This is a genomic window from Photobacterium carnosum (assembly GCF_002849605.1).
GTDB classification, from domain to species: domain Bacteria; phylum Pseudomonadota; class Gammaproteobacteria; order Enterobacterales; family Vibrionaceae; genus Photobacterium; species Photobacterium carnosum.
In genome coordinates this window covers 87,452-104,178 of the sequence record NZ_NPIB01000010.1, presented here as the reverse complement: position 1 = coordinate 104,178, position 16,727 = coordinate 87,452, and the positions used below count along the sequence as shown (strand labels likewise).

The following is a 16,727-nucleotide window of genomic DNA, read 5'->3' as shown; positions in this document are numbered from 1 at the left end:
ATTTTTAATTGATAAGGTGTGGTTTTATTCTCTTTATTGAGCAATAGATACTGTAACCGTAAAATCACCCGTTATTGTTTGTGTGATCGACAATGGGTATTGATTAATCTTACAAATATTATTAATAATCGATAGTCCTAAACCGTAGTGGTTATCATCTGATCTTGAACTATCATATTGATATAAAGGTTGAATTAACTTTTTAATTTCAGTTTCTGAGTAGTTGATCGTCGCAATATTTATCACTTCGATAATGATATTGTGCGTATTATTAAGCACATTTATTTGAATGGTAGAGGCGGGTGGGCTGTAAAATAAAGCATTATCAATAAGGTTAGTTAAGATTGTTTTTAGGCTAAAGTTATCGGCAATAATCACTGTATCTAAGTGTGCTTTAAGCTGTATTCTATTTACAATATCTTGATATTTAAACGTAAGTTCATGCTGAATGCTATTTAGTAATAAGGTGATATCAATCGGTTCTTTGTAGAGTTCAATCGTTGATGATGTTCGCTGAAGTAATAATAAATTTTCAACAATAACTCGCATTCTATTGGATATCTGTAAAATATCATCAGTAAATGTTTCTGCTAATCTGGCATCATTAGGAAAGCGCTGGTGGACTTCAGTTAACGTAATCAGCTCTGCAATCGGGGTTTTTATTTCATGTGCAATATCAGATGTGATCCGCTTTTCATTTTCAATATTATTTCTGTTGTTCGTAAGAAAGTTATTTAATTCTTTGATGATTAAATCTATTTCTGAATAAGATTTATGTTCATAAAATGCAAAATCGTTATTTGAATAAGTGTTATTGTTGTTGAATTTTTTAATTTGTCTATTTAAGGATTCTAAAGGATATAAACCTTTCTGAACAATTTTTTTAGCTACAATACGCATGATGATCATTGAGAATAAAAAACTGCCGATAAGTAATATATCTAATAGTCCTGTCATACGATCAAGACTTTTGGTTGATGTTGAGACCGTAATATACATATAGTCACTTGATCCATCTTTATTTCTATGAATATATGAAGATAGCAGCGCTTGTCCAGGCTCATTATTCGGCATTGTTACATTAACGAGTTTATAAGAATTAATGGGGATTTTAGTATGCAGTAAATCTAGTTCAGGATAGGGGTGAAGAGATGCTGAACGTTTAATTGTTTGATTATTTTTCCATATTTGATAAACATAATGGTTATTTGAGTTATCACTGGTCGATGCCGTATTCTCATGAGTTGATGTTTTAATTTGATTCGTTTTTTCTTGTAGTTCAAATTTGAACTGTTGCTGAGCCCAATCATCAACACTGACATCAACAAAGGTAAACACAATGATAATAAATAAGCCAAAAATAGCTGAAATAGAATTAATGAGGTTTCTTTTTATTGAGCGCGTTTTCATTATTATTATTTACCCTTCACTATAATAGCCAAAACCACGTTTATTTTTAATTGGAAAGGTTGCAGTGATCATTTTCAATTTTATTTTTTTTCGTATTGTAGATATATGCGCTTCAATAGTATTTTTAGATATATAATCAAAATTATTAGCAATATTATCGCTGATCATTGATGTGCTCATAATTTGATCTTTATGATTGAAAATATATTCAACTATTTTAAATTCATTTGGTGTTAATTCGATATCGGTTGTTTCATAACGCAGTGTCATTTTATTTGAATCTAATATAAAACCATTAATAGTAATGGTGTTTGTGAAGTTATTAATTAAACCACGGCGGGAGATAGCAAGGATTCTGGCGTGTAACTCATCAAAAGAAAAGGGTTTGGTAAGATAATCATCAGCACCTTGGATTAGACCATCAATGCGATCTTGGCGTTGGTTCTTAGCGGAAAGAATAATTATCCGCGTTTGTATTGCTGATTTTCTGAGTTGTTTTAGGATATCCATCCCGTCAATACCTGGCAGCATGAGATCTAGAATAATAATATCGTAGGGATTATTGAGTGCTAAGCTGAGCCCATCAGTACCATTACTTGCTTCATCCGTTGTTATACCTAAGTTATTGAATCCTACAACTAAACTACGACGTAATGCGGATGAATCTTCGATGATCAAGAGCTTCATTATATACTCAAATTTAAAATGTATACCTATACGAGATGTATAAGTATACATTAAATTATACTGTTATCTTAGTCGTTTAAGATGGAACTCGACAGCTTGCGCTAATATCAAGTGTAGGATTGATCACCTTAGACTGAACGCCATAAAGCCCTAATAAACTATGGAACAAATTATCGTGTGATAAGTGGCCAATGTCTTCTTTGCTTCTTAGGCAACTAAGGTTAATGCCTTTTTGTTGAGCATATTGGGTTGGGATCCACAGTAACCATGGTACATGTTTTTGTTCTTTCGGTGCGATTGGGTAAGGTGCACCATGTAGATAAAAACCATTTTCACCAAGAGATTCACCATGGTCTGACATATATAGCATTGCTACATTGTATTTCCCTTCATTTTTCTTCAAGAGCTTAATAACTTGTTCATCGACATAGTCGGTATAGAGAATCGTGTTGTCATAAACGTTTTTAATTTCTTGGTCAGTACAGTTTTCAATATCACTACGGTTACAAGACGGTTTAAATCGATCAAACTGTTTTGGATAACGTTGGAAATACGTTGGACCATGGCTACCAATTAAGTGTAAGACTAATAATTTGTTCTTATCATCTTTATTAATAAAATCAGCAGCTTTCTTTAGCATTACGCCATCGTAACAACTTGTTCCATCACAGTATTGATTGTGTTGTGACGTGTCAGTCGTTACATACGGTACTCTAGCGGCAACGCCTTTTGAACCACCATCATTATCAATCCATAATACTTCAGCGCCAGCGCGATGGATAATATCAACGGCATTATCTTGACTGTAAGCGCGATCTTGATTGTAGTGAGCGCGTGTCAAATTAGAGAACATGCAAGGAACAGATAGTGCTGTATAAGTACCGCAAGATTCAACATTTTTAAATGAAATAATACCTTCGTTTTTAGTGTAAGGGTTAGTCTCTCGTTTATAGCCGTTGTAAGCGTAGTCATAAGTACGAGCAGTTTCACCTAACACCATAACAAATAACGTTGGTTTATGATTTTTAGTTGGCAGTAGTTTTGCATCTAAGCCTTGCTTTTTGTAGGGTAGAGGCTTGTAAATAAACTCTTTGTATAAGTATTTTCCACCAGCGTAAACATGGCCTGGAATGATCATTCTATTTAAATAATGGTTATTACGACCTACTGCGGCATAACTTTTATAGTTAGTGAGTGCGATAATAAGTAATACTGTCATTGCTATGCCAATAAGAATAATTCGAGCAATGATTTCTTTTAAAAAGGTTTTACGCTTGGTTATTTTTACACAAGCGATCCAAATACTGGGTAGTAAACCAAATACGATGATATAGGTTATAGAGTGTAAATTAACATACGACCATGCTTCATCTGAGCGTGTTTGGAAGATACTTTCAATAATGGCATTATCAAATAAAGTGTGGTAATTCACTTCAGCAAACAAAGCCATTGATGATGTTATCGTTAAGAAAATCATGATGGTTTTGAAGATATAAGGCCAGCATAAACAGCTAAAAATAATAATAAAAGCAGCGATTAAAACAATGGGGGCAGTATAGGGAAAAATTGGATTAGAGACGTCATGACTAAGCGAAAATATTTTCGCTAATGTTGGGAAATTAAAGCAAAGGGAAAAATAAAGAGATAGCCATACAATGAAGCTGGTCATCTTTAAGTGGAAAATCTTACGCATTGTTTACTCTTTAACTACTAACGAATATCACTATTATCTACACGTAACTTAAGACTTACTTAAGAATCTCTATTGGTAGCATAAAATAGTAGTTATTGTATTGTTATCTAGATATATGCCATTAACATCACTTCTCATTTTTTATTATCATAGGTAAAAGTTTTATTTATACATTATGCATTATTAATATTATGTAATGATAGTGAGCTGCTTTAACGAGTTGTACTCAAAAGGATTAAAATTACTATAAAGGTATATTTTATTTTAAATTATTCTTTTTAAGATTTGTGATGCCTTGTTGTCCTTTATTAGTGAAATTGATTGGTATTGTTGATCACTTAGAGGTATAGGTTTAGAAAATAGATATCCCTGATACATTTCGATGTTTAACATTGTTAAGACATTAAAAACGTGCTCATTCTCTACACCTTCAGCAATAATGGGTAAGTTAAAATAATGTATTATTTTCATCATTGCTTTTAGTGATTTCAGTTTGTCACTATGTATGTCAATATCACTAATAAATAATTTATCAATTTTAACGTAATCAAAAGGATAATCAAATAATCGGTCATTGATATTGTTACCACAACCAAAATCATCGAGAGCTATTTTTATACCTTTACTTTTTAGATAATGTAATATTATTTTAAATTCATTACGGTTATTTATATCGTCATCTTCCAATATTTCAATAACAACATTTATGTACTTATTTAGTTTAATTAACAAATTAATAACCAAAGTCGTTAAACTATGACTATATATATTTATAGATATAAATATATTGTTGTTTTTATGTGATGAGAAATGTGTAATTAATTGTTGCAATAAGCTAATAGTTAAACTTTCAGATAGCTGTTTGTCATCTTTTATTATTGGTATAAATTGTAATGGTAATCGGGTTTCATATTCAGATACAATCCATCGAGCAAGAACCTCAAATCCAATTAAGTTTTTGTTTCTATTAACTATTGGTTGTATAAAAGGTTGGATCTCATCCATTGAAATCGCATTGGCTATTTGTGTTTTTTTAATTACAATGCTGTTCATATTTGACCATTAAGATAAATGATTATGTTTGTTTTTTTCTATGAGTGATTCTAATAATGTAATGTATTGATCCTTTTCTTTTTCTGTTTTTCCTTGAAATAATAAAATAAATCTGTCTAATATTATTGAGTGGGATTCATTATAGAAAAAAGTAATATTTTTGTTAGTTATCAATGAGATATTAAATAATAAATCAGAACGAGGTGTTCGAGATCCATTTTCAATATCAATATAAGATTGTCTTGATATGTTTAATAAATCAGACATTTCTATTTGTGATATCTTTGATTCTATTCTGGCTATCTTTATTTTATGATGCATGAAAATTAAAAGTCACTTCCGTTTTTTAAGGTAATAAGCATTGATAATTCTTTAATTTTTAAATGGTATAACTCTATAAAGTGTTCTACATCTGATAAGTCACCATTTAATATTTTTTGTTGTATAAAATGCCTCATTATTTTTACAGCAATTAAATTTTTTTCATAATGTTTTTCTATCATAAAGTATCACTAATATTTTTTTCTATTTGATTGATTAATAACGATAAAGTGTCATCGTTGATGTTATTTTTAGCAATGATATTTTGTATCTTTTTTATATGTTTATCTTCAGAATAATAAAAATAACTAATTTTTTCCCCTGATAAAATAGATAGTTTTGTAATGATATCTGCTTTAGGCGATATATCTCCGCGTTCAATTCTAATTAAAGTACTTCTTGAAATTCCTAAAATCAAAGCCATATCATTTTGTGATAGTTTTAATGAATATCTAAGCCTTAGTATGATTATATTCATTTTAAGATTATTGGTTAGAAGACTATTCTTGTATTCTACAATATGGTTATGTTTTTTTTAATAAAATAATAGATATTTTTTGTTTTTGTATTAAAAGTAGTACATGGGAAAGATAATAGCTCAAGCGATTTTAAATTCCTTATTAGTATATGTTGGAGCGGTATTAGATTGCATAATTTAATGATTATTTGAATTAATTGTCATTTTTAATAAATATTTATGTATGTTTCCCATCTGTTTTAGTTATGTGTTCTTAATATATTATAATAAGAATGATCGTTATCTATCAGTATATGAAAGCGCTATATTAAATGATATTAAGGTTATTATGTTTTCTGTTATTTATTGCAGATCAGATATTATCGATTTTTTGGTATAAGTAGAAAATTTGTATGAAAAAACGCCTGTCATTATTGACCAAGCGTTTTTTGTATATCAGTGAGAGATGATCATATTCATTAATGTGTACGGCGAGGACCTTTGCTGACTAATTCTTTGCCGTTTTCAAATACAGCATCGCTCACCCAGCGTCCGTAAATAAGCTGTTGTTGGTTATTAAAAACAGCAACAAAGTGACGACCATCTGTGTTGTTAGTTGCCATACCGATACCTTCGACACTTTGTAAGCCAAGGCCACCGTTTTCAACTGAAAGTAAAAAGGCTTCTAGTTCTTCAAGGTTATCGATAACACTTAGTTCATTATTAATCATATCTATACTCTTTACGTGATGACATGTTGCGATAACGTATTTTAAGGAAAAACGACCAATTACACTAGCCTAATTGTGATGATGTTTATTAGAAACCACGTTGATGATCGATTATTTAGTTAGCTCACATCATCGTAATTGCTGAGATAACAGTAGTGCTGCAATAATAAAACCATCTTGACGTTGATTATTGCCTTCAATATAGGCATTTGCAATTGTACTGTGATTGGTGGATAACCATAAAGTACCATCTTGTTTAATGATGGCATTGGCAACGGTGCCATGATTATCTTGTAGCCAAATTTGATTACCACTGCGTAAGATTGCAAATGGGGGTTGAGTGCTAATTTCATTAATCCATAGTTGATTGTTTTTAACGATTACAACACCTTGATTATTCGTTAATGCTTGAGTGATCTTATTCTGATCCATTTGATGAAAAATAATGAAATTAGGTGTTTGAGTTTGATTGGTAGGTAACCAAATTTGATTGTTTTTTATTATTGTGTTTGGCGTAATACTTTTATTGTTGCTATTTAACCAGATATTACTGTCAGCAAAAGCATGACTAGAAAATAGTGCGATGGCCAGTATTGCGAGATATATTTTTTTCATTGGTCTGTTACCTAAATCTAGAATGTAAATAATATACATTATTAGCGTGAGCTTGTGATGGACGAATAGTAGTAACTAATAACTTTTAGTTTCTAGTTTGATGCGGTTATTCATGTTATACAATGAATATTCAATAACATACTGACGACACATTGAGGGAGTAACATGTCTAGTCATAAAATAAATACTCAATTAATTACAGCTGGGCGATCAAAGAAATTTGGTTTGGGGGCTGTAAATAGTGTTATTCAACGAGCATCTTCATTAGTGTTTGATTCTGTCGCAGATAAACAACAAGCCACGATCAATCGTGCTAATGGTGAATTGTTTTATGGTCGTCGTGGCACATTAACTCATTTCTCATTACAACAAGCGATGGTTGAAATTGAAGGTGGTGCTGGATGTTATCTTTATCCTTGTGGTGCGGCAGCGGTAGCAAATTCAATTTTAGCGTTTGTGAAAGCAGGTGATCACCTGTTAATGACCGGCGCGGCTTATGAACCGACTCAAGATTTCTGCAATGTTGTATTAAAAGGACTTAATGTTGACACGACTTATTATGATCCTCTCATTGGCGCTAATATTGCGGAAAAAGTGCAGACTAATACTAAAGTGGTGTTTTTAGAATCACCAAGTTCAATCACCATGGAAGTGCAAGATATTCCCGCTATTGTTAAAGCGGTTAGGGCTATTAATCCTGAAGCGGTGATCATTGTTGATAATACATGGGCTGCTGGGGTGTTATTTAAAGCACTCGATCATGATGTGGATATTTCTGTTCAAGCTGGCACCAAATATATAGTGGGTCATTCTGATGCAATGTTAGGTACTGCGGTTGCAAATAGCCGTTGTTGGAATCAATTGCAAGAACGTTCATATTTAATGGGTCAAATGGTGGATGCTGATACTGCTTATGTTGCGGCTCGCGGTTTACGCACAATGGGAGTGCGTTTAAAGCAACATCATGAGAGCAGTATTAAAATTGCAGAATGGTTAGCGCAACATCCTCAAGTTGAGCGGGTTAATCATCCAGCATTACCCAGTTGTAAAGGTCACGAATTTTTCCTACGTGATTTCAATGGTAGCTGTGGTTTATTCTCTTTTGTATTAAAAAAACGTCTTGATAGTCAGCAGATTGCGGATTTTCTGGATAATTTTAAACACTTCAGTATGGCATATTCATGGGGCGGCTATGAGTCTCTTATTTTAGCTAATCAGCCGGAAGAGCTTAATCGTATTCGTCCTGCGGGTAAGGTTGATTTTGAGGGTACATTGATACGGGTTCATATTGGATTAGAAGATTGTGATGATCTGCTTGATGATCTTGCGCAAGGGTTAATGCGTATAGCGTAAGTTTTATAAATTAAGCGCCTTAGCATCAATATATTAAGGCGTTTAATCAATTGATTTTAAATATTTATTATCTTAAATGATCAATGTTGGTCTTTTATGATGAACAACTTATCTCAAGATGCTTACCCCAATGTGGCGGTAGTTGAGCGAATACCTCTGCGTGTTTATGCTCATCAAAGGGGCGGGCTAATACCGTCATTAATTGATCTATGAGTTTATAGTCACCTTGTTGTGCTTTTTCAATGGCTTGTTGAGCAAGGTAATTACGTAGAATATATTTAGGGTTATGTTGCTGCATCACGGCTAAACGTTGGTTATCGTTAGGTTCAAGTAATAATCGTTGCTGATAACGATCTAACCATTTTTTAAGATCTGAAGTGCATGGGAATAATTCACTGAATAAAGAACAGCTGTGAGGTAAGTCTGTCATCGTAATATATGACAATGTTCGAAAGAATAAACTGTAGTCAACATGATGTTGCTGTAACAATTGAAACAGATCTGAAAATAAGACGCTATCGACATCGTTCGTTAGTGTTAATCCTAATTTTTGACGCATGTTATGGCTATATTGTTGTTGTAGCTGGTGTTGGTAATGCTCTAAACCATGATCTATCTCAGTTTTATCTAACAATGGTGTAAGAGCGTAACCTAAAGCGGATAAGTTCCATAAGGCGATTGAGGGTTGTTGATCAAAAGCATAACGGCCAGAATAATCTGAATGATTACAAATATAATGAGGGTCATAATCGTCAAGAAAACCAAATGGACCATAATCAAATGTTAGTCCGAGTATCGACATATTGTCAGTGTTCATAACGCCATGTGCAAATCCCACCGCTTGCCAAGCTGCGATCATTATTGCGGTGCGATGACAGATCTGTTTAAACATCTCAGCGTAAGGGGAGTCTGTTGTGGCTAACTCAGCAAAATGGTGTTCAATCACATAATCGGCTAATTGTTGCAGTTCTGCATGTTGGCCACTATAAAACAGGTATTCAAAATGCCCAAAACGGAGATGACTTTCAGTAACGCGAATAAGTGTGGCGGCTGTTTCTATTTTCTCTCGTGCAACAGGTGTTTCACTACCTATAATCGCTAATGCATGTGTTGTTGCAATGCCAAGGCCTTCCATCGCCACACTGGCAAGGTATTCACGAATTGATGATCGTAAAACCGCGCGCCCATCACCCGTTCTAGAATAAGGTGTTTTGCCCGAACCTTTTAAATGTAAATCCCATTTTATGCTGTTACTGGTAATAACTTCACCAAGCAGTAGCCCACGACCATCACCAAGATCGGGATTATATTGACCAAATTGATGTCCACAATATTTCATTGCTAAAGGTGATAATCCTACCAATGTTGCGTTACCGCTAAAGACATCAACAAAGCTTGGGTCAAGTGCGGTAATGGAAGTAAGCTCAATTTTTTCTGCTACAAGTGGATTAAAATGCACCAGAAAAGGATTATCTAAAGGCTGTGGTGTAATCCGTGTCCCAAGAGTGTCAGGAAGATCACAATAGCTATTAGCAAATGTCAGTGTTGATAATGTTTTCATGGGCAGACCTATAGCTAAAGAAGAGCGTTATTTAAGCTTATCGAGTTATGATAAATAAACAAGAGATGAAAAGTAGGGGTATTAGTTAAATTGTATAAAAGTTTTCTTTTTTATAAAATTAACCGCTGATTTAATAAAATAATAAATAGGTATAAATATATTTATTATTCATGCGATATTCATTGATAATATATTATAAATAAGGCTGTTCTATATATAGGAAACTATTTTATAGGGTTTCTGCGTTGATATTTCCAGTGATTTATATTTAAATAATGTATGTAATAATTTATTAAATCTTATTTTTCAACAATTAAACTTGTCGCTAACCTTATTTAAAGGCAATTTGTCATACAAATGGTTATGTAAGGAATATTCGCGATGACAAATGAAAAGTTTTTCGAAAATCTATTATCCCATGCTGATGTCATTATTAATGGGTCTCGCCCGTGGGATCTTCACGTTCATGATGAACGGTTATATGATCGAGTATTAACTGATGGGTCATTAGGCTTTGGTGAAAGTTATATGGATGGCTGGTGGAGTTGTGACGCAATTGATGAAATGATTAACCGTATTTTACATGCGCGTATTGATGAAAAACTAGATTTATCAACTAAATTGGCTGTTGGTTTAAAAATTGGCGCATCAAAAGTAAAACACCTTTTTAATCATCAAAGTATTGATCGAGTTACTAAGGATGTACCTTTCCATTATGATTTAGGTAATGACTTATTTGAGTCAATGCTTGATAAGCGAATGACATATACCTGTGGGTATTGGAAAGATGCAATCGATCTTGATAGTGCTCAAGAGGCTAAACTTGATTTAGTGTGCCGTAAAATGGGGCTTAAATCAGGCATGCGCTTACTGGATATTGGTTGTGGTTGGGGCAGTTTTATGAATTATGCCGCAGAACATTATGGGGTTATTTGCGATGGTTTAACGCTGTCAAAAGAACAAGCCGCACTGGGTCAACAACGTACCGATGATTTAAACCTTCCCGTTAGATTTATTGTACAAGATTATCGTTTACATAAACCAGAACAGCCTTATGATCGCGTAGTATCTATCGGTATGATGGAGCATGTAGGCCCTGATAATTATCCTGATTACTTTCAAGCTGCTTACCGTTATCTTGCTGAGGACGGTATATTTTTACTGCATACTATTGGTAGTCCAGATTCAAAAACAGAAACAGACGCATGGATAAATAAATATATATTCCCTAATGGCGTTGTTCCTTCAATGACTCAAATTGGTTCTGCAGCAGAAGATTACTTTAATATTGAAGATGTTCAAAATATCGGTCCTGATTATGATAAAACATTAGTCGCCTGGAACGATAAGTTTGAGAAAAATTGGCCAGAAATTTCAGAACGTTATGGTGAAAAATTCTATCGTATGTGGCGTTATTATTTACTGTCATGTGCGGGCGCATTTCGTTGTCGTGATCTCAATGTGTGGCAATTTGGATTAACGAAAAAAGGCGCTGAATTACCGTTGTGCGTGCGCTCTAACTAAGGTTATAACTAGAAAGAGTGATTAATGAAAATGCCCTCGTGATGAGGGCATTGCTGTAGATTACGCGTTAGTGATATCGATGGGTTGTTTAGGTTTTGATTTTTTAGGTTCTGGGGTAATAATTACTTCGATATCGACAATTTTTGAACGACTCATAATAATTTTCCACCGTTGAATTCGTACGGTTTTATCTTCATCTGTTTCTTTGGTGATCAAGTTAATTAAGTGTCTTTTTTCTACGGACTCTTTGGTTACTTGACCATCTTTGAGTTGATAGAGTCGTTGTGAACCTTTTTCCATTAATGTCGCAATTGCACGTAGGTCAAGAATAATTGACTCTCGAGTTTGTTCATAACCACTTAAAAATTTAGTGGGTGACATTCTGGTGGTGCTTTTATAATGCAAAATAGTTTCTTCACGGTGAGAAACATTATGTTTACGTGTTTTACGAATAACTTCGGGTAAACTGTCATAACTAATAAATTCTAACCATTCAAGCTGTTGTCCAATAACATTACCCGTATTGGCATCAAAAAATTGCTTTCGCCAACGTGCTTTGCCTTTTCTCATCCACCGCCAGAGCATGGTTTTTAAGTCATCTTTAAAGACTTCACGTGCCGCATAAATAAAAGAAAGTACAACAATGAATGAGGCGGTAATATCACCCAACATACCGCGGGCTTTTATCAGTATTAAGGTCACGAAAATCATTACAATGCCGGCCGCTGCACCCGTGACAATTTTACGGGTATTTTTACCTAACTCGATTGTCTTTTCACTCATGGTGACAGGGTATTCAATTAATCGACGCAATAATCGCATTTTATTCGACATGCGTGTTGGGTCTTGCATTGCTTTGACGGAGTTATAGTTGTTATCGGTACGGTGCTGGGCTTCTTTTTGACATATTTCTAATAATTGCGGTTTAATTTCATTGTATTCAGCACCTCGTGGTAAATGGGCGATGAGTTGTAGCAGTCGTTGCTCTGTAAACCAGGATAAATAGTTATCAATATTCTCATAATATTTAAGTAATTTTTTATCTGTAGGTATGTTACGACGCAATCGTTTTAGAATACGAACGGCTAACTGTGCTGCTTCTTCAATCTCTTCTTGTTTAGATTCATTGCTATCACCTAATAATTGCTGCGTTGTTTTTTCCAAGGCTAACGCATATTGATAGGCATAGAGACTCAAACTTAAACGATATTGCTCGATAGATAGCTTACCTCGACTAGCAAGGCGACTATGCACTAAAGGCAAATGGTTTATATCACTGAAATAAGTACGCTTGCCATGAATGGCATTATGATAAAACTCTTCTTCAGAGATGATATTGGCATTTAACCCAAGCTCCCCTGGGATAAATATGTACATATCAAGCTGTCGATTAGTTGTTTCTTGAATCACATGAGATATTTTGAGTTTATGCCCATCTTTTTTATCGACAGTAATCACTTTTAGTTAGCCCTCCCAGGCGAATGCTAAATGGCATAAATGAGTTTTCATTGAGATTATATGAGAATATTTTTTTGTCCATTATTTATAAATCACAATTATTGAGACTAATAGGATGAAAAAACATCAAATAATTGCAGATAGGTTGAGCGAAGGATATCAACATCACGTATAATACCAACATCATAAGCGCAACCCGTTCATTATAACGTATTGCCTAGTCAGTGATAGTGAATTAATTATTGCGGCTAAAAAATTGATTGATAGAGATATTGAACCAACTGCGCTATAAGCGTGTTGTTGCCTATAGAGAGAGTACCTGATACATGATTAAAATTGGACAATACAACACATTAGAAGTTATCAAATTAGTAGATTTTGGTGTGTTCCTTAATGGTGGTGATGATTTCGGTAATATTTTGTTACCAAAAAACACTATGCCAGCAGGTACTAAGCTCGGTGACAAGCTTAAAGTTTTCATTTACTTTGACTCTGAAGATGAAGTGATTGCAACCACTGACGAACCATTAGTTGAAGTGGGTGGTTTTGCTAAATTACGTATTGTTGGTGCAACCCCTATTGGTGCATTTGCAGATTGGGGTTTACGTAAAGACCTACTTATTCCATTTAGTGAACAACGTCGTCGCTTAGAAGAAGGTGAAGAAGTGATGGTGCGTGTTTACACGGATCGCGCATCTGGCCGTATCGTTGGCTCAACTAAGTTTAACCGCTTCCTTGATCTTACGCCTGCTAATTATAAAGTAGGTCAAGAAGTACAAGTCCTTATCGCTGAAACAACAGAACTTGGTTACAAAGCTGTTATTGATGGTGAGCATTGGGGTTTATTCTTTAAAACAGAAGCGTTCGGTAAACTGTTTATTGGTAAGCAACTAAAAGCGTATATTCAAGAAATTCGTCCAGATGGTAAAATTAACCTATCACTACAAAAAGTAGGTCTAGGTAAAGTTGACGATTTAGCGGATAAAATTCTAACCTCGTTAGAAATCAAAGGTGGCTTTATTCCTGTTAGTGATAAATCTAGCCCTGAAGATATTTTCCGTGTATTCCGTACCAGTAAAGCAACGTTTAAAAAGACGATTGGTGGCCTGTATAAGAAAGGTTTAATTGTGATTGAAAAAGACGGTATTCGTCTTAACGACAACGATTAATCACTACTAATATCACAATTAGTGAAAATAAAAAAAACCGACATTTAACTAGAAATAGTTAAGAATGTCGGTTTTTTTATGCATTTTTATTATGGTTATATTAATCGTTGTCGTGCAATAGTTTTTCGAATTTGGTCATATTCCAGCCCATAAGCACACTATCCCCAATTTTTATAACAGGGACCGAGCGAGCGCCGGTTCGACTTAATTCTTTTCTACCTTGTGGGCTTGCCACATCGACTAAACGAAATGGATAACTTTTTGTTTTCATATACTGCTGAGCATCTTTACAATGCGCGCAATTTTTTTGAGTAAATAGGGTAATACGTTTCATAATAATTAATTCATTACTCTATTAGCCACATACAGGACAGCTTGGCTGTTGCATTAGTTTCATCTCGCGCCAACTCATGCTCATAGCATCGAGCATCAAGATTTTACCCGTTAATGGCGTGCCAACATTGGTGGCCACTTTTATTGCTTCCATGGCTTGTACTGCGCCAACAATACCGACAACAGGTGACATAATGCCAGCCTCAACACAAGTTAATGTTTGCTGACCAAAAAGGGCACTCAGACATTGGTAGCAAGGCTCTCCATCACGATAACTATAAACACTTATTTGGCCTTCCATTCGAATAGCCGCACCAGAAACTAATGGTGTTTTAGTCTCAAAGCATAAGCGATTTAGCTGGTTACGGGTATCAACGTTATCACAGCAATCCAACACTAAGTTGTGCTGTTTAATAAGTGGTAGTAACTCTTCATCGGTTAATCGTTTAGCGATAGTCTCAACGGTTAAATAAGGGTTTATTGCTGTTAATGCTTGTTTGGCCGATTCAACTTTGAGCATGCCGACAGTCGCATCAGTATGCAAAACTTGGCGCTGTAAATTAGAAATTTCAACTTTATCATCATCAATCAGGGTGATTTTCCCTACACCTGCAGCTGCTAGGTATTGCGAAGATGCACAGCCTAAACCACCCGCACCCAAAATTAACATCGATGATGCTTTTAATGCTTCTTGGCCTTCAAAATCAAATTGGCGCAGAATAATCTGACGGTTATAACGCAGCATTTCTTGATCTGATAATTCAGCGTTGGCGTGTTGTTGTGTTGTCATAAGTGAAATTACCGTTATTAGCTATTTATTCGAGCACACGTTATTTAAGATCACACTCAGCGGTTAATATATTAGCCCTTTATTTATATATTACTGAGCAGCTAAGACATTAATCATTAATTAGTACATGGTGTGGTTAAACATTTCAATGGTTACTAATTCACCTGCTTCAACACGACCACGATCTAGCTCTAGCACGACGAAACAGTTGGCATGGTGCATTGAACTAAATGCACCAGAACCTTGATTGCCAGTTGTTGTTACTTCAAATTGACCATCGTTATTAATGTTATAAATACCACGTTGGAAGTCAGTACGTCCTGGGCGTTTTTTAAACATTGAGGTTGCTTTGGCTTGTAAACGAACAGGGGGTTGATATTGGCTATGACCCGCTAGTTTTGCCAGCATAGGCTGCACTAATTGATAGAGGGTCAGCATTGCAGATACCGGATTACCAGGAAGACCACAGAACCATGCATTGTTAATCGTACCAAACGCAAATGGCTTGCCCGGTTTCATGGCAATCTTCCAGAAACCAATTTTGCCTTCTTGGTCTAAAATATCTTTGGTGTAATCTGCTTCGCCAACACTAACACCACCCGATGTAACCACAACATCAGCGTCTGTTGATGCAGTTATAAAGGCTTGGCGTAGTTTCTCTGGGCAATCAGGAATAATACCAAGATCCAACACATCACAACCGAATTTCTCTAATAACGCTTTCATACCATAACGGTTGCTATCGTAAATTTGACCCGCTGCAAGTGTTTCACCTACAGGGCGTAATTCATCACCGGTTGAGAAAAAAGCCACTTTAGGACGACGATATACCGCGAAAGAAGCAATGCCTAATGATGCGAGTAATGGCATTTCACGTGCAGTTAGACGTGTACCTTTTACTAAAACTGTTTCACCGTAATGGACATCATCACCAACTGGACGAATGTTGTCGTTTGCTTTTGGCTTGATCGTAAACTGAATGCTATTGCCATCAACATGTGTTTCTTCTTGCATGATAACAACATCAGTACCAACAGGAATTTCAGCGCCAGTCATAATACGAACACATTGACCTGCTTCACAAGTGCCAGTAAAAGGAATGCCTGCAAATGACTTACCAATCATGGTTAAAGTATCGGTATGCTCAAGATCAGCAGCGCGAAGAGCATAGCCATCCATTGCTGAGTTAGCAAAAGGCGGTACATTAATAGGGGAAAGAATATCTTCAGCAAGCACCATACCCATAGCATCAGTTAATGCTACCGTGGTGATTGTCGTTAGTGGTGAAACTTGAGTCATAATATTATCTAACGCAGTTTCAACAGTCATTAAACCCGGTACGTCGCAGCATCCCATAATCGTGTCCATTTTATTTATTAATGATAATGAAAGTGAGCAGGTCTGAAAAATTCTCAGTTTGAGAATGTCTGTTTTACTGAGTTTTTTACTAAGTATTGTTCAGATTGCTAATTAATGTGTAGTTTACCCTTTATTGAGTACCGCTGTAAGGGATTGAATATACTAAAATACACTTGAAGTGCATGACCATAAGAAATTTGGTGGTGAAATTAT

Annotated in this window: 17 protein-coding genes; 3 read left to right on the top strand and 14 right to left on the bottom strand. The window is 34.9% G+C overall.

Translation table 11 applies throughout. From position 1 onward, the window contains the following. Nucleotides 1–33: 33 nt before the first annotated feature. The 9 genes from CIK00_RS10235 to CIK00_RS10200 form a co-directional block, all read right to left on the bottom strand. A complete protein-coding gene (locus CIK00_RS10235; RefSeq protein ID WP_233426550.1) occupies nucleotides 34–1,410 on the bottom strand; it encodes a sensor histidine kinase in 1,377 nt (458 codons plus the stop codon). Between the two features lie 9 nt (nucleotides 1,411–1,419). Further along, nucleotides 1,420–2,097 (bottom strand): response regulator transcription factor, encoded by a 678-nt coding sequence (locus tag CIK00_RS10230; RefSeq protein WP_101768769.1) that lies wholly within the window; start codon nucleotides 2,095–2,097, stop codon nucleotides 1,420–1,422. 76 nt (nucleotides 2,098–2,173) lie between these two features. Beyond that, entirely contained in the window at nucleotides 2,174–3,790 is a 1,617-nt protein-coding gene (locus CIK00_RS10225) for a phosphoethanolamine transferase (protein ID WP_233426549.1), read from the bottom strand. 264 nt (nucleotides 3,791–4,054) lie between these two features. Next, nucleotides 4,055–4,843 carry an EAL domain-containing protein gene (locus CIK00_RS10220; protein WP_101768768.1) on the bottom strand — a complete coding sequence of 263 codons (789 nt, stop codon included), beginning with the start codon at nucleotides 4,841–4,843 and terminating at the stop codon, nucleotides 4,055–4,057. A 9-nt stretch (nucleotides 4,844–4,852) separates the two neighbouring features. After that, complete coding sequence (locus CIK00_RS21690; protein ID WP_101768767.1) at nucleotides 4,853–5,164, bottom strand: helix-turn-helix transcriptional regulator; 312 nt, start codon at nucleotides 5,162–5,164, stop codon at nucleotides 4,853–4,855. Nucleotides 5,165–5,169: 5 nt separating this feature from the next. Continuing rightward, entirely contained in the window at nucleotides 5,170–5,346 is a 177-nt protein-coding gene (locus tag CIK00_RS21310) for a hypothetical protein (protein WP_167388546.1), read from the bottom strand. Next, a complete protein-coding gene (locus CIK00_RS10210) occupies nucleotides 5,343–5,642 on the bottom strand; it encodes a helix-turn-helix transcriptional regulator (RefSeq protein ID WP_101768766.1) in 300 nt (99 codons plus the stop codon). The genes CIK00_RS21310 and CIK00_RS10210 overlap by 4 nt, the downstream gene beginning before the upstream one ends. 458 nt (nucleotides 5,643–6,100) lie before the next feature. Continuing rightward, nucleotides 6,101–6,349, bottom strand: a complete 249-nt coding sequence (locus CIK00_RS10205) for a hypothetical protein (protein WP_101768792.1) — start codon at nucleotides 6,347–6,349, stop codon at nucleotides 6,101–6,103. 132 nt (nucleotides 6,350–6,481) lie between these two features. Further along, nucleotides 6,482–6,967 carry a hypothetical protein gene (locus CIK00_RS10200; protein WP_101768765.1) on the bottom strand — a complete coding sequence of 162 codons (486 nt, stop codon included), beginning with the start codon at nucleotides 6,965–6,967 and terminating at the stop codon, nucleotides 6,482–6,484. A gap of 165 nt (nucleotides 6,968–7,132) precedes the next feature. Here CIK00_RS10200 and metC point away from each other — a divergent pair, with 165 nt between their 5' ends. Then, nucleotides 7,133–8,320 carry a cystathionine beta-lyase gene (gene metC, locus CIK00_RS10195; protein WP_101768764.1) on the top strand — a complete coding sequence of 396 codons (1,188 nt, stop codon included), beginning with the start codon at nucleotides 7,133–7,135 and terminating at the stop codon, nucleotides 8,318–8,320. A 94-nt stretch (nucleotides 8,321–8,414) separates the two neighbouring features. Here metC and CIK00_RS10190 read toward each other — a convergent pair whose 3' ends face one another. Further along, nucleotides 8,415–9,881, bottom strand: a complete 1,467-nt coding sequence (locus tag CIK00_RS10190) for a protein adenylyltransferase SelO (RefSeq protein WP_101768763.1) — start codon at nucleotides 9,879–9,881, stop codon at nucleotides 8,415–8,417. A 381-nt stretch (nucleotides 9,882–10,262) separates the two neighbouring features. Between CIK00_RS10190 and cfa the strand changes: the two genes are divergently transcribed. Next, entirely contained in the window at nucleotides 10,263–11,405 is a 1,143-nt protein-coding gene (gene cfa, locus CIK00_RS10185; RefSeq protein ID WP_101768762.1) for a cyclopropane fatty acyl phospholipid synthase, read from the top strand. Nucleotides 11,406–11,465: 60 nt separating this feature from the next. On the opposite strand, the gene CIK00_RS10180 is transcribed toward cfa, so the two are convergent. Further along, nucleotides 11,466–12,863, bottom strand: coding sequence for a hypothetical protein (locus CIK00_RS10180; protein WP_101768761.1), 1,398 nt, complete (start codon nucleotides 12,861–12,863; stop codon nucleotides 11,466–11,468). A gap of 326 nt (nucleotides 12,864–13,189) precedes the next feature. Here CIK00_RS10180 and CIK00_RS10175 point away from each other — a divergent pair, with 326 nt between their 5' ends. After that, a complete protein-coding gene (locus CIK00_RS10175; protein WP_101768760.1) occupies nucleotides 13,190–14,032 on the top strand; it encodes a CvfB family protein in 843 nt (280 codons plus the stop codon). 100 nt (nucleotides 14,033–14,132) lie between these two features. On the opposite strand, the gene CIK00_RS10170 is transcribed toward CIK00_RS10175, so the two are convergent. The 3 genes from CIK00_RS10170 to moeA all read right to left on the bottom strand — a co-directional run bounded on the left by CIK00_RS10170 (nucleotide 14,133) and on the right by moeA (nucleotide 16,511). Beyond that, a complete protein-coding gene (locus CIK00_RS10170) occupies nucleotides 14,133–14,366 on the bottom strand; it encodes a glutaredoxin family protein (protein WP_101768759.1) in 234 nt (77 codons plus the stop codon). Between the two features lie 21 nt (nucleotides 14,367–14,387). Further along, complete coding sequence (gene moeB, locus CIK00_RS10165) at nucleotides 14,388–15,155, bottom strand: molybdopterin-synthase adenylyltransferase MoeB (RefSeq protein WP_101768758.1); 768 nt, start codon at nucleotides 15,153–15,155, stop codon at nucleotides 14,388–14,390. A 120-nt stretch (nucleotides 15,156–15,275) separates the two neighbouring features. Continuing rightward, nucleotides 15,276–16,511 carry a molybdopterin molybdotransferase MoeA gene (gene moeA, locus CIK00_RS10160; protein ID WP_101768757.1) on the bottom strand — a complete coding sequence of 412 codons (1,236 nt, stop codon included), beginning with the start codon at nucleotides 16,509–16,511 and terminating at the stop codon, nucleotides 15,276–15,278. Between the last annotated feature and the right edge of the window lie 216 nt (nucleotides 16,512–16,727).

Excerpts from the sequence above, each read along its gene's own strand:
- CIK00_RS10235 (WP_233426550.1), bottom strand. The coding sequence starts at position 1,410 with ATGAAAACGCGCTCAATAAAAAGAAACCTCATTAATTCTATTTCAGCT.
- CIK00_RS10230 (WP_101768769.1), bottom strand. The coding sequence starts at position 2,097 with ATGAAGCTCTTGATCATCGAAGATTCATCCGCATTACGTCGTAGTTTA.
- CIK00_RS10225 (WP_233426549.1), bottom strand. The coding sequence starts at position 3,790 with ATGCGTAAGATTTTCCACTTAAAGATGACCAGCTTCATTGTATGGCTA.
- CIK00_RS10220 (WP_101768768.1), bottom strand. The coding sequence starts at position 4,843 with ATGAACAGCATTGTAATTAAAAAAACACAAATAGCCAATGCGATTTCA.
- CIK00_RS21690 (WP_101768767.1), bottom strand. The coding sequence starts at position 5,164 with ATGCATCATAAAATAAAGATAGCCAGAATAGAATCAAAGATATCACAA.
- CIK00_RS21310 (WP_167388546.1), bottom strand. The coding sequence starts at position 5,346 with ATGATAGAAAAACATTATGAAAAAAATTTAATTGCTGTAAAAATAATG.
- CIK00_RS10210 (WP_101768766.1), bottom strand. The coding sequence starts at position 5,642 with ATGAATATAATCATACTAAGGCTTAGATATTCATTAAAACTATCACAA.
- CIK00_RS10200 (WP_101768765.1), bottom strand. The coding sequence starts at position 6,967 with ATGAAAAAAATATATCTCGCAATACTGGCCATCGCACTATTTTCTAGT.
- metC (WP_101768764.1), top strand. The coding sequence starts at position 7,133 with ATGTCTAGTCATAAAATAAATACTCAATTAATTACAGCTGGGCGATCA.
- CIK00_RS10190 (WP_101768763.1), bottom strand. The coding sequence starts at position 9,881 with ATGAAAACATTATCAACACTGACATTTGCTAATAGCTATTGTGATCTT.
- cfa (WP_101768762.1), top strand. The coding sequence starts at position 10,263 with ATGACAAATGAAAAGTTTTTCGAAAATCTATTATCCCATGCTGATGTC.
- CIK00_RS10175 (WP_101768760.1), top strand. The coding sequence starts at position 13,190 with ATGATTAAAATTGGACAATACAACACATTAGAAGTTATCAAATTAGTA.
- CIK00_RS10170 (WP_101768759.1), bottom strand. The coding sequence starts at position 14,366 with ATGAAACGTATTACCCTATTTACTCAAAAAAATTGCGCGCATTGTAAA.
- moeB (WP_101768758.1), bottom strand. The coding sequence starts at position 15,155 with ATGACAACACAACAACACGCCAACGCTGAATTATCAGATCAAGAAATG.
- moeA (WP_101768757.1), bottom strand. The coding sequence starts at position 16,511 with ATGGGATGCTGCGACGTACCGGGTTTAATGACTGTTGAAACTGCGTTA.